This window comes from Pseudomonas sp. C5pp (genome assembly GCF_000814065.1).
GTDB lineage: Bacteria > Pseudomonadota > Gammaproteobacteria > Pseudomonadales > Pseudomonadaceae > Aquipseudomonas > Aquipseudomonas asiatica.
Genome location: NZ_JWLN01000016.1, coordinates 40,594 through 53,917, shown reverse-complemented (window position 1 = coordinate 53,917; position 13,324 = coordinate 40,594). Strand labels below are relative to the sequence as shown.

Sequence of the window (13,324 nt, the reverse complement as noted above, 5' to 3'; positions counted from 1 at the left end):
GGCTGCCGGGGCAGCAAAAAGCGGGATTATATATGGTTAACAAGCACTGCGCAGCCCGCCAGGCGATCAGCGCACACTTGGCGGGTCCAGCAGCCAGGCGACGCAGATCACCCGGATCAGCCCACTGAAGTTGCGCACCCCGCCTTGTCGCAGGTGCACCTCACGGTCCACATAGGACAGGACCGCACTGACCGAGCAGCGGTTGGCCGCGGCGATGCGCTCCAGGATACCCCAGTAGACGGCCTCCAGCCGCAGGCAGGTGGAAAAGCCGTTGAGCCGCACCGAGCGTGACACGGGCTGGGTCTGCAACATGTCGAAATCCGCCTTGAACGGGTCGATGCACTGTTTACCCGGCCAACGCCCCAGGCCAGCCACACGCTTGCTTGCTTGCGTCATGCGCCACACTTCCTCGTCACAGGTACCAGGTGGCCTATGAAGCGCTGATGGGCGAGCTTAAAGCAGCGGCAAAATCTTCCTGCACAAATTGCGCAGGGCCTGTAGGAGCGGCCTTGTGTCGCGGTGGGCTGCGAAGCAGCCCCAAGGCTTGAGTGCAATTGCACAAATTGCTGGGGCTGCTTCGCAGCCCATCGCGACACAAGGCCGCTCCTACAAGGGCCGGTACAGCGTTGGGTATCTACTTGCCGTCGAGCAGCACCCGCAGCATCCAGGCGGTTTTCTCGTGCACCTGCATGCGCTGGGTCAGCAGGTCGGCGGTCGGCTCGTCACTGACCTTGTCCACCACCGGGAAGATGCTGCGCGCGGTACGCACCACGGCTTCCTGGCCCTGCACCAGCTGGCGGATCATCTCGTCGGCATGCGGCACCCCTTCCTCCTCCTTGATCGAGGAGTGCCGCGCATAAAATGCATAGGACCCCGGTGCCGGGAAGCCCAGGGCGCGGATGCGCTCGGCAATCGAGTCGACCGCCAGCGCCAGTTCGTTGTACTGCTCTTCGAACATCAGGTGCAGGGTGCGGAACGACGGACCGGTGACGTTCCAGTGGAAGTTATGGGTTTTCAGATACAACACATAGGTATCCGACAACAGGCGGGACAGCCCATCGACGATGGACTTGCGATCTTCTTCACTGATACCGATATCAATTGCCATGAAGTTCCCCTTTCCATAAGGCGTGAGACCCAAGCGGGTGCCGACCACTGTAGCAACACTTGGTCTGCGCCGCATGTGACATGGCGCAACACATCGCCCATCGGGGACAGCGGTTTGAGTAGCCTGCGGCTTTACTGTTAAATAGGCATGGTGCCACCCGTGCGGATTGCCATTTGCCGGGTGCATAGGCTGGCCTGCCGCGTGTTCGCGCTCTACACCTCATGCGCACCGTGCTGCCAGCTCTTCCTGTGATCGGCCTTATCAACTGTGAGCCAACCCCATGTTCAAGATCGTCCATCTGGTGACGGGCGTGGCAGCCTTGCTGCTATCGCTCATGCCCAGCCTGAAAACCGATGCGTTACCCTTCCTGCAACAACCCGACGCGGTCTACCTCGCCCTGCTCGGCCTGCTCAACCTCGTACTGGCCCCCGTCGTGCCACTGTACTACCGTGGCGCACGGCAACAACTGCAGCATCTGGCCTGCGCCCTGCTGGTGGTGGCTGTGGTGCTGCAGACCCTGACACTGCTGGCCCGCCCGGAAATGGGCAACCTGGCCGCACTGGTCTGCGCAGCGCTGGCCGTGGCCGTGCACCTGGCCGTAGGCTTTGCCCGCAGCGCACGCAAGGCACGCGCCAGCCAGCATACCGCGCAGGATGCCGGCAATCGTGATACCGGCACCGTGAAATGGTTCAACACGTCCAAAGGCTTCGGCTTCATCTCCCGCGACTCGGGCGATGATATCTTCGTGCACTTTCGCGCCATTCGTGGCGAAGGCCACCGCATCCTGGTGGAAGGCCAGCGCGTGGAGTTTTCCGTGATGCACCGCGACAAGGGCCTGCAGGCCGAGGATGTGGTTGCGGTAACCCGTCGCTGATCTTGTTTGCAGAAACCATCCCCTGCGGGAGCGGGCATGCCCGCTCCCGCAGGGGTTCAGGTATCAATAATGAGGCGGTGGCGCCTCGTCCCCTTCGCTGCCGTACTGGCCAACCATCTCTTCGTAACGCTTGATCAGCTCCGCCATCTGCAATTGCAGCCGCTCGATCACCCGCCCCTGCTCGACCACCACGTCATTCAGCGCCTGGATGGTGTCATCCTGGAACGCCTGGCGGGTTTCCAGTTCGACCACTCGTGATTCAAGCGACATGTCAGGCCTCCTGGTAACCGGCGAGCTGCAGCCCGCGCAGGCGCTGGCGGATGGCTTGCACCTGGTCGTCAGTGTACGCCGTCGCCGGGCACTTGCCCCACACCGGTGCCGGCCAGGCCGCGTCGTCGCGCATGCGCACGATCACGTGCATGTGCAACTGACTGACCACATTACCCAACGTAGCCACGTTCATCTTGTCGGCGCTGTAGCTGGCTTTCAGCGCTTCGGCCAGACCGGTGGTTTCCTGCCACAACTGCTGCTGCTCTGCAGCATCGAGCTCGAACACTTCGCTGATGCCAGCGCGCTTGGGCACCAGGATGAACCATGGATAGTTGGCGTCCTTGCTCAGCAGCAACTGGCACAGCGCAAACTCCCCCAGCACCAGCGAATCCTGCTGCAAACGCGAATCGAGGACGAACACGGCAAATCTCCTTCTGGCAGAACCAACCCGCTTCACGCGGAAAACAGGCCTGCAAGGATACCCTGCACGTTCCCGGTAACACAGCGCTACTTTTCGCACCAAAATGAGGCTACCGATACCCCTCGCCCCACACTTGTCACCCCACGGGTGACGCTGCATGAACAAGTTGCGGTAACACATTGACTTTCATGACAGCTTTTCAAAATTTAATGATTCTTGAATGTACTACTGCATCAGGCGGCTTGCGCCCCGTGTTTACGGCACTTTCCGACCCCCGGTAGCAGGTTTTGTGAAAATTTCATGAAGCGTTGTGAATTTTGAGCACGCTTGTTGCATTCCTTTCACGCCAAGTCGGCACGACATCTGCATCGGCGGGTGAACGCGACAAATAACAACAGCGACAGTGGTTACCAGGGAGTTTCCCAACCGGAATCGGTAGTTACAGGTTCATTACGGTGAAAGAAGCAGCGCTGGTGTTGACGGCCCTTAAACCGGGGCGTGATTTGCGACATGGAACTACCTAGAAGCGACATGGTGAAAAAGTTCCGAAAAGGATGCTTATACCCATATCGCCAAGAACAGTCAGCGTGCTATACATTTTCGCCGACATAACAAGAAAGAGCTGCCCCATATAACTAGAACACTTGGACGCAGCGGTACTCTTCCTAAAAACCAAAGGAGCAAATCACGATGCGCGTGATGAAGTGGAGCATGATCGCCCTGGCCGTTGCGGCAGGGACCTCGCAGTTGGCATTGGCCTCTTCCCAGGACGAGTCCAAAGGTTTCATCGAAGACAGCAAGCTGAACGTCAAGACCCGCATGCTGTACTTCAGCCGTGACTTCCGTAACAACCCAGCCGGCACCCAGAGCCGTCGCGAAGAAACCGGCCTGGGCTTCCTCGGCACCTTCGAGTCCGGCTTCACCCAGGGCACCGTGGGTGTGGGTGTCGATGCCATCGGCATGCTCGGCCTGAAACTGGACAGCGGCAAGGGCCGCGCCGGTACCGGCCTGTTCCCTACCGGCTCTGACGGCCGTTCGCAGGATGACTACTCCAAAGCCGGCGGCGCGGTTAAATTCCGCATCTCCGACACCGTGCTGAAAGTGGGTGACCAGTTCACCGCTCTTCCGGTCTTCGCCACCGACGACAGCCGCCTGCTGCCTGAAATCGCCCAGGGCACCCTGATCACCAGCAACGAGATCGAGGGCCTGACCCTGCACGCTGGTCATTTCACCAGCCTGACCGCCCAGGAGCAGACCAACCGCGACAGCTTCGGCCTGAAGGAAGCCAACGTGGTAGGTGGTACCTACGCCTTCACCGACAACCTCAGCACCAGCCTGTACTACTCGAAGGTTGAAGACTACTGGCGCAAATACTACGCCAACGTCAACTGGGCACTGCCGATCTCGGACAAACAAGGCCTGGTGTTCGACTTCAACATCTATGACACCAAGAGCGAAGGCTCGGCCGAGTACCGCGCATTCGATGGCGACAAGCTGGACAACCGCGCGTTCAGCCTGTCGGGCGCCTACAACATCGGCGCTCACACCTTCACCCTGGCCTACCAGAAAGTCACCGGCGACGGCGACTATGGCTATGGCATCGACGGCGGCGGCACCATCTTCCTGGCCAACTCCGTGGCCCGTTCCGACTTCAACGCCGAAGACGAGAAGTCCTGGCAGGCTCGCTACGACCTGAACTTCGCCGAATACGGCATCCCGGGCCTGACCTTCATGACCCGTTATGTACGTGGTACCGACGCCAACGTCGCCGGCACCAGCAACGGCAAGGAATGGGAACGCGACGTCGACATCAAGTACGTGCTGCAGAGCGGCCCGGCAAAAGACCTGAGCTTCCGCGTGCGTCAAGCCACCTATCGCTCTTCCGATGGCGTCTACTACGATTCCCCATCGATCGACGAACTGCGCCTGATCGTGGAGTACCCGCTGAGCATCCTGTAAGCCTGGCTTGCAGTGCCCCGCACCTGAAAAAGCCCGGCGATCACGCCGGGCTTTTTCTTGGCTGACAAGCGTCACGCCCTGGGGCATCCTGTACGCCTTCGTTTCGCCCCCGTACAATGCGGGGTCATTTCAATGTCTTAGGCAATCGACACGGCTCACCATGCGCACCAGTCAATATTTGCTCGCCACCCAGAAAGAAACCCCTGCCGACGCAGTGGTCATCAGCCATCAGCTCATGCTGCGTGCCGGCATGATCCGCAAACTGGCCTCTGGCCTGTACACCTGGCTGCCGATGGGCTTGCGGGTGATGCGCAAGGTCGAGGCCGTGGTGCGTGAGGAAATGAACGCCGCCGGCGCCCTGGAAGTGCTGATGCCCAGCATCCAGCCCGCCGAACTGTGGCAGGAATCCGGCCGCTGGGAACAGTATGGCCCCGAGCTGCTGCGCCTGAAGGACCGCCACCAGCGCGACTTCTGCGTCGGCCCGACCCACGAGGAAGTGATCACCGACCTGGCCCGCAACGAGCTGTCCAGCTATAAACAGCTGCCGCTCAACATGTACCAGATCCAGACCAAGTTCCGTGACGAGATCCGCCCGCGCTTCGGCCTGATGCGCGGTCGCGAGTTCATCATGAAGGACGCCTACTCGTTCCATGCCGACCAGGCTTCCCTGCAGGAAACCTACGACCGCATGCACCAGGCGTACAGCAATGTGTTCACCCGTCTGGGCCTGGACTTCCGCCCAGTGCAGGCCGATACCGGCTCCATCGGTGGCAGCTATTCGCACGAGTTCCACGTACTGGCCGAGTCCGGCGAAGACGACGTGATCTTCAGCGACAGCTCCGACTACGCCGCCAACATCGAGAAGGCCGAGGCCATCCCGCGTGAAACCGTGCGCCCAGCTCCTACCGAGGAACTGCGCCTGGTCGACACGCCGAACGCCAAGACCATCGCCCAGCTGGTGGAAAACTTCGGCCTGCCGATCGAGAAGACCGTCAAGACCCTGATCGTGCGCGGCGCCGAAGAAGGCAAGCTGGTAGCACTGATCGTGCGTGGCGACCATGAACTCAACGAAATCAAGGCGGCCAAGCTGGAACAGGTTGCCGACCCGCTGGTCATGGCCACCGACGCCGAACTGCGCGAGGCCATCGGTGCCGGCGCCGGCTCGCTCGGCCCGCTGAACCTGCCGCTGGAAATCGTCATTGACCGCTCGGTTGCCCTGATGAGCGACTTCGGCATTGGCGCCAACATCGACGACAAGCACTACTTCGGCGTGAACTGGGAGCGTGACCTGCCGGTTCCACAGGTCGCCGACCTGCGTAATGTGGTCGAAGGCGACCCGAGCCCGGACGGCCAGGGTACCCTGGTGATCAAGCGCGGCATCGAAGTGGGCCACATCTTCCAGCTCGGCACCAAGTACAGCGAGGCGCTGAAGTGCCAGGTGCTGGGCGAGAACGGCAAGCCGGTAACCCTGTCCATGGGCTGCTACGGCATCGGTGTGTCCCGCGTGGTCGCAGCCGCCATCGAGCAGAGCTACGACGACAAGGGCATCATCTGGAACGACGCCCTGGCCCCGTTCCAGATCGCTCTGGTACCGCTGCGCTACGAAACCGAGGTGGTTCGCGAGGCGACCGACAAGCTGTACGCCGAGCTGACCGCCGCCGGCTACGAAGTGCTGCTGGACGACCGTGACAAGAAGACCAGCCCAGGCATCAAGTTTGCCGACATGGAGCTGATCGGCATCCCGCACCGCATCGTCGTCAGCGATCGCGGCCTGGCCGAAGGCAACCTGGAGTACAAGCACCGCACCGAGCAAGACGCCCAGTCGTTGCCGCTCGATGAAGTGCTGACCTTCTTGCAGGCCCGCGTTCGCCGCTGATAACCAATGCACGAGTGATCATGTTCAAGCGAAGTACCTTTCCCCTGGGGGGCGCCGCACTGTGCGGCGCCCTGCTCGTCAGCGGCTGCGCCAACCAGATGTCCCAGCGCAGCGACCACGAGGAGCGCGTCGAGCGCAAACTGCTCGAGCACACCCTGCAGATCGATGTCGGCGAGCCGAAGGTGATGGAGCTTCCGCAACGACGTGTGCGCGTGCATGAGCAGAAGCGCTTCGAAGTCACCGAATTCGAAGTCACCCGCAGCTATGACCGCTATACGCCTTACCAGCCCTGGCGGGAGATCTACGAGATCCCGCTGGGTGCGGTGGCCGTGGTGGCAGGCGTGGGTGCCAACGTGGTCAATGTCTTCGCCCTGGGCAACCTCCCGGAAAGCATCACCCACGACTGGCTCAGCTACGGCGTGGACGGGCTCAACCCGTTCATGAACGTGCCGTCCAACGGCCGTGCCCAGCAGAACCTGGCCGGGATCAGCGAAGTGCAGAAAGGCAAGCGCGAGGAATCTACCAGCGTGCCCTGGAGCGAACGCCTGGTCGAGGTCAAGGCCGGCAAGATGACCCACGAGCTGACCACCGACAGGAACGGCGTGCTACGCCTGAACCTGCTCGACAGCCCGTTCTCCGAGCAGAACCTCAACCACATCGGTACCCTGCACCTGCAGGTGCTGGACGAGGACAACGCGGTACGTGGCGATGCCAGCCTGCTGGTCAGCGCCACCCTGCGCAACAAACTGCTCGAGGCCCATGAACTGATCTTCGATGACCTCGAAGATGACGATGTCGGCCAATGGGTTCACCGGGTCAAGCGCTTGTCCGAACTCGGCCTGGAAGAAGAAGCCAGTGAAATGGAACAGAGCCTGATCGAACTGACCCGCAACGATCCGGAGTTGCAGCAGGAGTTTCTGCAGTCGCTGACCAAGGCCACTGGCCGGTTGGTGGCCGACCCGGGCGCGCAGTAACACGTTGGGGCTGCCATGCAGCCCCTTCATTTCGGCGGGAACAGCTCCAACTGCTCATGCGCCCCGCGCAAGTCGCGCAACCTCACGCCTACCCCCAGCAAGCGCACCGGCTTGCCACCACGGGCAAACGCCTGCCCCAGCAATTGTCGATAACTCTCCAGGTCCCTGCCCGCCCCCGCCTGCTCCATGGTGGTCTGGCTGAAGTCATGGAACTTGACCTTGACGAAGGGCTTTTCCGGCCGGTAACTGCTGTCCATGCGGGCGATACGCTCGTTCAGGCTCTCCAGAAGTTCGGGCAGCCGTGCCAGGCAACTGGCCAGGTCCGGCAGGTCGGTGTCGTAGGTGTTTTCCACGCTGACCGACTGCCGGCGACTGTCATTGTGCACGGCACGCTCATCGACACCCCGTGCCAGCCCCCACAAACGCTCGCCAAAGCTGCCGAACTCGCGCACCAGTGCCAGACGCGACCATTCGCGCAGCTCCAGGCAGGTTTCGATACCCAACCGCGCCAGCTTGTCTGCCGTTACCTTGCCCACCCCGTGCAACCTGGCCACCGGCAGGGCGGCGACGAATGCCTCCACTTCGCCCGGGGTAATCACGAACAGGCCATTGGGCTTGCGCCAGTCACTGGCGATCTTGGCCAGGAACTTGTTTGGCGCCACACCGGCCGAGACAGTGATATGCAGGGTGCGGGCGACACGGCGGCGGATATCCTCGGCAATGCGCGTGGCGCTGCCCGAGTACCACTGGCTGTCACTTACATCCAGGTAGGCCTCGTCCAGCGACAGCGGCTCGATCAGCTCGGTGTAGTCACGGAAGATCGTGTGGATTTCCCGCGAGGCTTCACGGTAGGCCTCGAAGCGCGGCTTGACGATCAGCAGGTCCGGGCACAGCTTCAGCGCGTGCCGCGACGACATGGCCGAACGCACGCCGTAGGCACGCGCTTCATAGTTGCAGGTGGCGATCACCCCACGGCGGTCGGCCGAGCCCCCCACCGCCATGGGCCGCCCGGCCAGGCGAGGGTCGTCACGCATTTCGATCGCGGCATAGAAGCAATCGCAGTCGACGTGGATGATCTTGCGCAAGGACATGGATGACCGTCAGCACTGTAAATTCATACAGATAGTATCGCATGCGCCCTCGGGTATGCAGCCTGTGCGCGACATTGCTCGATAATCGGCCTGAAAGCCCCGTCGCGCCTGAGCTGCGAGCCATATACAGACGCTAAGAGTTTGAACAGGAAAGGTTTTTTCAGAAAAAAGCTTGACACCCACGGGTAAATCCGTAGAATTCGATCTCACAGGCGCGGGATGGAGCAGCCTGGTAGCTCGTCGGGCTCATAACCCGAAGGTCGTCGGTTCAAATCCGGCTCCCGCAACCAGATTCGAGAAAAGGCCACTGTTCACGCAGTGGCCTTTTTCTTTGCGTCAAATAATGCGCTGATAGAAATCTCAAAAAAATCAACGAGTAGCGCTTGACAGCCATTCTGAAAACTGTAGAATGCGCCCCACTGACGCGGGATGGAGCAGCCTGGTAGCTCGTCGGGCTCATAACCCGAAGGTCGTCGGTTCAAATCCGGCTCCCGCAACCATATTCGTCAGAACAAACCCCGCCTGTGTAACAGCAGCGCGGGGTTTGTTGCTTCTCCCCTCCTGCTTTTCGTCGCCCCCGATTCTTCCGTCCTCCAGCCAACCCGCAGGCTTGAGAGGTCATGCCCAGGATGAACTATCTTTAACCCTGCCAGGCCGCTGAAAGCGCTCAAGGCCGGAGTAACATTGGATACGTTTTTCCTAAGGGACTTTCACTTGGCCACACCTTTCCCTCACCTCGCGCTGCATGCCCGGGGCAATCCATGACTTCGCACAATCCCGAATCCCCGGTGCCGCTTGCCACAACGCTGCCTGGCGCCGCGCAACGTTTGCCCTTGCTGGAGCGTCTGAGCCGTTACCGCCAGCCCATCGGCCTGGTAGTTACCCTGGTGTTGTTCACCATGGCCTTGGTCGCCTGTCGCCACCTGTTGAGCGAGCTGGACATCTATGCCTTGCACGATGCCATGCTCAGCGTGCCTACCCAGTCGTTACTTGGCGCCTTGCTGGCAACTGTGCTCGGTTTCGTGATTCTGCTCGGTTACGAGTGGTCGGCCAGCCGCTATGCCGGCGTGAAACTGCCCGCGAGCAGCCTGGTGCTGGGCGGCTTCAGCGCTTTTGCCATAGGCAACGCCATCGGCCTGTCGATGCTTTCGGGCGGTTCGGTGCGCTATCGCCTGTATGCACGCCAAGGGGTTGGCGCAGGTGAAGTTGCACGGATGACCGTTTTTGCCAGCCTGTCACTGGGCTGCGCGCTACCGCCTCTGGCCGCCTTGGCGACCTTGAGCGACCTGCCGGCGGCCTCGGCCGCACTGGGTTTGGCGCCAGGCTTGCTGGCGGGTATCGCCATAGCGGTGTTGCTGGTGTGCAGCGTGCTGGTGTTCGGCCTGTACCGCCGACGCCTGGCTGAACAGCCACTGGCCAACAACCTGCTGGTACAACTGGGCCGCCGCACGCTGCGCCTGCCGGGCGCACGCCTGGCCGCCCTGCAATTGCTGATCACCGCACTGGATGTCGCCGCTGCCGCCACCGTGCTGTATCTGCTGCTGCCCGAAGCACCGCCGTTCGGTGCCTTTGTCCTGGTGTACCTGCTGGCCTTGGCCGCAGGTGTGCTCAGCCACGTACCGGGCGGCGTCGGGGTATTCGAAGCCATACTACTGGCGGCTTTTGCCGACCAACTTGGCGCGGCGCCGCTGGCAGCGGCACTGCTGCTGTATCGGCTGATCTACGTGGTGCTGCCGCTGCTGCTGGCCTGCGCGCTGCTGCTGGCCAACGAGGCCCGGCGCCTGCTGTTCGCGCAACAGGCTATCAAGGCCGCTTCCGGGCTGGCTGCACCGATCCTTTCGATCCTGGTATTCCTGTCCGGGGTGGTGCTGCTGTTCTCCGGTGCCACGCCCGAAATCGACACCCGCCTGGAGCACATGGGTTTCCTGGTTCCGCACCGCCTGATCGATGCTTCGCATTTTGGCGCCAGCCTGATCGGCGTGCTGTGCCTGCTGCTGGCCCAAGGCCTGCGCCGGCGCCTGTCCGCCGCCTGGCTGCTGACCACCGTGCTGTTGCTGGTCGGTGCCCTGCTGTCGCTGCTCAAGGGCTTCGATTGGGAAGAGGCCTGCTTGCTGACCCTCACTGCCGCCCTGCTCGCTCTGTTCCGCCGTTCCTTCTACCGCCCCAGCCGTTTGCTCGAGTTGCCGTTCTCGCCGGTGTTTCTGGTTGCCAGCGCCTGTGTGGTCGGCGCATCGGTTTGGTTGTTGCTGTTCGCCTACCAGGATGTTCCCTACAGCCATCAGCTGTGGTGGCAGTTCACCCTCGATGCCGATGCCCCGCGTGGTCTGCGCGCCGCCATGGGCAGCGCCTTGCTGCTGGCGGCCGTGGCCCTGACCTGGCTGCTGCGTACCGCACCACCGGTGATCCACTTGCCTGACGAAGAAGAGCTGCTGCGTGCCAACCGCATTCTGCTGGCATCCGACCAGCCAGATGGCGGCCTGGCGCTGACCGGTGACAAGGCGCTGCTGTTCCACCCTGGCAACAACGCCTTCCTCATGTACGCCCGTCGCGGTCGCAGCTTGGTAGCCCTGTACGACCCGATCGGCCCGGCCCAGGAGCGCGCCGAGATGATCTGGCAGTTCCGTGACCTATGCGACCTGCACCATGCCCGCCCGGTGTTCTATCAGGTGCGCGCGGAGAACCTGCCGTTCTACATGGACATCGGCCTGACTGCGCTGAAGCTGGGTGAAGAAGCCCGGGTCGACTTGCGCCGTTTCGATCTCGAAGCCAAGGGCAAGGAAATGAAGGACCTGCGCTACACCTGGAACCGTGGCGGCCGTGACGGCCTGAGCCTGGAAATCCACGAACCCGGGCATGCCCCGCTGGCAGAACTGAAGGAAATTTCCGACGCCTGGCTTGGCGGCAAGAACGTGCGCGAGAAAGGCTTCTCGCTGGGGCGCTTCAGCCCTGAATACCTGCAGCATTTTCGCATTGCCCTGATCCGCTTCCAAGGCCGCCCGGTGGCTTTCGCCAACCTGCTGGAAACCCATGGCAAGGAACTGGCCAGCCTTGACCTTATGCGTGCGCACCCCGAGGCCCCGAAGCTGACCATGGAATTCATGATGATCGGCCTGATCTTGCACTACAAAAGCCATGACTACGCCCGCTTCAGCCTGGGCATGGTGCCGCTTTCCGGTCTGCAGCCGCGGCGTGGCGCGCCCTTGACCCAGCGCCTGGGCTCGATGGTGTTCCGCCGTGGCGAGCAGTTGTACAACTTCCAGGGGCTTCGACGCTTCAAGGACAAGTTCCAACCGGACTGGGAACCCCGTTACATGGCCGTGCCGGCCGGGCTCGACCCGCTGGTGGCACTGGCTGACACCGCCGCCCTGATCGCAGGCGGCCTGACTGGATTGGTGAAACGTTGATGACCCGACGCTTTTGGCTGTACCTGCTGGTTCCCCTGCTGTTGGCTGCCCTGGGAGGCGCGCTGGCGTTCTGGCTATGGACGCGCCCGGCTCCCGAGGCACGCCTGGAACAACTGAGCATCAATGACACCCGCATCACCCGTGTGACCCCAGCCGTGCACCCCAAGGCCCGGGTGGCCATCGGCGTACCCCAGGACCAGGCGCTGACCGACAGGCAGCTGCTGGACCTGGCCCAGGCTGGCGAAGCGCAACTGGTGCAGGTGATCCTGCCGCCCAATGACTGCAGCAAACAACAACAGGCCCTGGACCAGGCCTTGGGCCAGTTACCGGAGAAGCCGACCCTGGTTGCCGGTATCGGCCCTGGCGCCGCCCAGGCCTGGCGCTGGCTGGCCAGCCAGAACAACGACAAGGCGCGGGCGATTTCCGTGGGCTTCAGCCTGGAACAGCCGGGCTGCCAGACAGCGCTGCCGAAATCGGCCGCCCACGGCCACTGGAACGTCGCCTGGAACGACAACCCGGATGACGCCAGCGCCGCCTTCGTGCGCGACCAGGCCAATGCCGAAACCAGCATCAGTGACTACGACATCCACCTGCCACAAGTGCTCAAGGCCCAACTGACCCAGGCCCTGGTCGGCCACGACGGCAACGCCCTGGCCATTCCGGTAGTCGAGGTGCCAGCCGGGCAGACCACCGACACGGTCACCCTGTTCCTTTCCGGTGATGGCGGCTGGCGAGACCTGGACCGCGACGTGGCCGGGGAAATGGCCAAGCTTGGTTACCCGGTGGTCGGCATCGACACGCTGCGCTACTACTGGCAACACAAGACCCCGGAACAAAGCGCCGCCGACCTGTCCGAGCTGATGCAGCACTACAGACAGAAGTGGGGCACCAAGCGCTTCGTGCTGACCGGCTATTCGTTCGGTGCCGACGTCCTGCCGGCGATCTACAACCGCCTGCCGGCCGAGGACCAGCAGCGTATCGACGCGGTGATGCTGCTGGCCTTTGCACGCAGCGGCAGCTTCGAGATCGAAGTCGAGGGCTGGCTGGGCAAGGAAGGCCAGGAAGCGCCAACCGGGCCGGAAATGGCCAAACTGCCGGCGTCCAAGGTGGTGTGTGTGTATGGCGTGGAAGAAACCGACGAGAGCGGTTGCACCGACAAGACTGCGGTGGGTGAACGCCTGAAGCTGCCGGGGGGGCACCACTTCGACGAAAACTACCCGGCACTGGCCAAGCGCCTGATCGGTGAGATCGAGACGCGCCAGGGCAAGTCGAGTGTGGCTGAGCAGAACTGATAAGACTTGCGGCCCATTCGCGGGTAAACCCGCTCCCACAGGTACAGCGCAAGCT

General features: G+C 62.3%; 11 protein-coding genes and 2 tRNA genes. 8 read left to right on the top strand and 5 right to left on the bottom strand.

Annotated features, from left to right (window positions below):
* Positions 1-66 precede the first annotated feature (66 nt).
* A complete protein-coding gene (locus RR51_RS14910) occupies positions 67-396 on the bottom strand; it encodes a ribbon-helix-helix domain-containing protein (RefSeq protein ID WP_039613964.1) in 330 nt (109 codons plus the stop codon).
* A gap of 238 nt (positions 397-634) precedes the next feature.
* A complete protein-coding gene (locus tag RR51_RS14905) occupies positions 635-1,108 on the bottom strand; it encodes a Dps family protein (protein ID WP_013973814.1) in 474 nt (157 codons plus the stop codon).
* 280 nt (positions 1,109-1,388) lie between these two features.
* On the opposite strand from RR51_RS14905, the gene RR51_RS31820 reads away from it, so the two are divergent.
* Entirely contained in the window at positions 1,389-1,982 is a 594-nt protein-coding gene (locus RR51_RS31820) for a cold-shock protein (RefSeq protein WP_039613963.1), read from the top strand.
* A 63-nt stretch (positions 1,983-2,045) separates the two neighbouring features.
* On the opposite strand, the gene RR51_RS14895 is transcribed toward RR51_RS31820, so the two are convergent.
* Together RR51_RS14895 and RR51_RS14890 are read right to left on the bottom strand one after the other, a co-directional pair.
* Complete coding sequence (locus RR51_RS14895; protein WP_025340266.1) at positions 2,046-2,252, bottom strand: SlyX family protein; 207 nt, start codon at positions 2,250-2,252, stop codon at positions 2,046-2,048.
* A gap of 1 nt (position 2,253) precedes the next feature.
* Positions 2,254-2,673, bottom strand: coding sequence for an HIT family protein (locus RR51_RS14890; RefSeq protein ID WP_039613962.1), 420 nt, complete (start codon positions 2,671-2,673; stop codon positions 2,254-2,256).
* 690 nt (positions 2,674-3,363) lie between these two features.
* Between RR51_RS14890 and RR51_RS14885 the strand changes: the two genes are divergently transcribed.
* The 3 genes from RR51_RS14885 (at position 3,364) to RR51_RS14875 (ending at position 7,482) form a co-directional block, all read left to right on the top strand.
* Positions 3,364-4,632 (top strand): OprD family porin, encoded by a 1,269-nt coding sequence (locus tag RR51_RS14885; protein ID WP_013973818.1) that lies wholly within the window; start codon positions 3,364-3,366, stop codon positions 4,630-4,632.
* A 160-nt stretch (positions 4,633-4,792) separates the two neighbouring features.
* Positions 4,793-6,508 carry a proline--tRNA ligase gene (locus tag RR51_RS14880; protein ID WP_003257369.1) on the top strand — a complete coding sequence of 572 codons (1,716 nt, stop codon included), beginning with the start codon at positions 4,793-4,795 and terminating at the stop codon, positions 6,506-6,508.
* A gap of 20 nt (positions 6,509-6,528) precedes the next feature.
* A complete protein-coding gene (locus RR51_RS14875) occupies positions 6,529-7,482 on the top strand; it encodes a hypothetical protein (protein WP_023661807.1) in 954 nt (317 codons plus the stop codon).
* Between the two features lie 26 nt (positions 7,483-7,508).
* Here the strand turns inward: RR51_RS14875 and dinB are convergent, their stop codons facing one another.
* Entirely contained in the window at positions 7,509-8,567 is a 1,059-nt protein-coding gene (gene dinB, locus RR51_RS14870; RefSeq protein ID WP_161795744.1) for a DNA polymerase IV, read from the bottom strand.
* Positions 8,568-8,786: 219 nt separating this feature from the next.
* On the opposite strand from dinB, the gene RR51_RS14865 reads away from it, so the two are divergent.
* The 4 genes from RR51_RS14865 to RR51_RS14850 all read left to right on the top strand — a co-directional run bounded on the left by RR51_RS14865 (position 8,787) and on the right by RR51_RS14850 (position 13,269).
* A tRNA-Met gene (locus RR51_RS14865) sits at positions 8,787-8,863 on the top strand.
* A 133-nt stretch (positions 8,864-8,996) separates the two neighbouring features.
* Positions 8,997-9,073: transfer RNA gene (locus RR51_RS14860), tRNA-Met, on the top strand.
* 261 nt (positions 9,074-9,334) lie between these two features.
* Entirely contained in the window at positions 9,335-11,977 is a 2,643-nt protein-coding gene (gene mprF, locus RR51_RS14855; protein ID WP_039613961.1) for a bifunctional lysylphosphatidylglycerol flippase/synthetase MprF, read from the top strand.
* Positions 11,977-13,269, top strand: coding sequence for a virulence factor family protein (locus tag RR51_RS14850; RefSeq protein WP_015271483.1), 1,293 nt, complete (start codon positions 11,977-11,979; stop codon positions 13,267-13,269). Before mprF ends, RR51_RS14850 begins: the two co-directional genes overlap by 1 nt.
* Positions 13,270-13,324 lie beyond the last annotated feature (55 nt).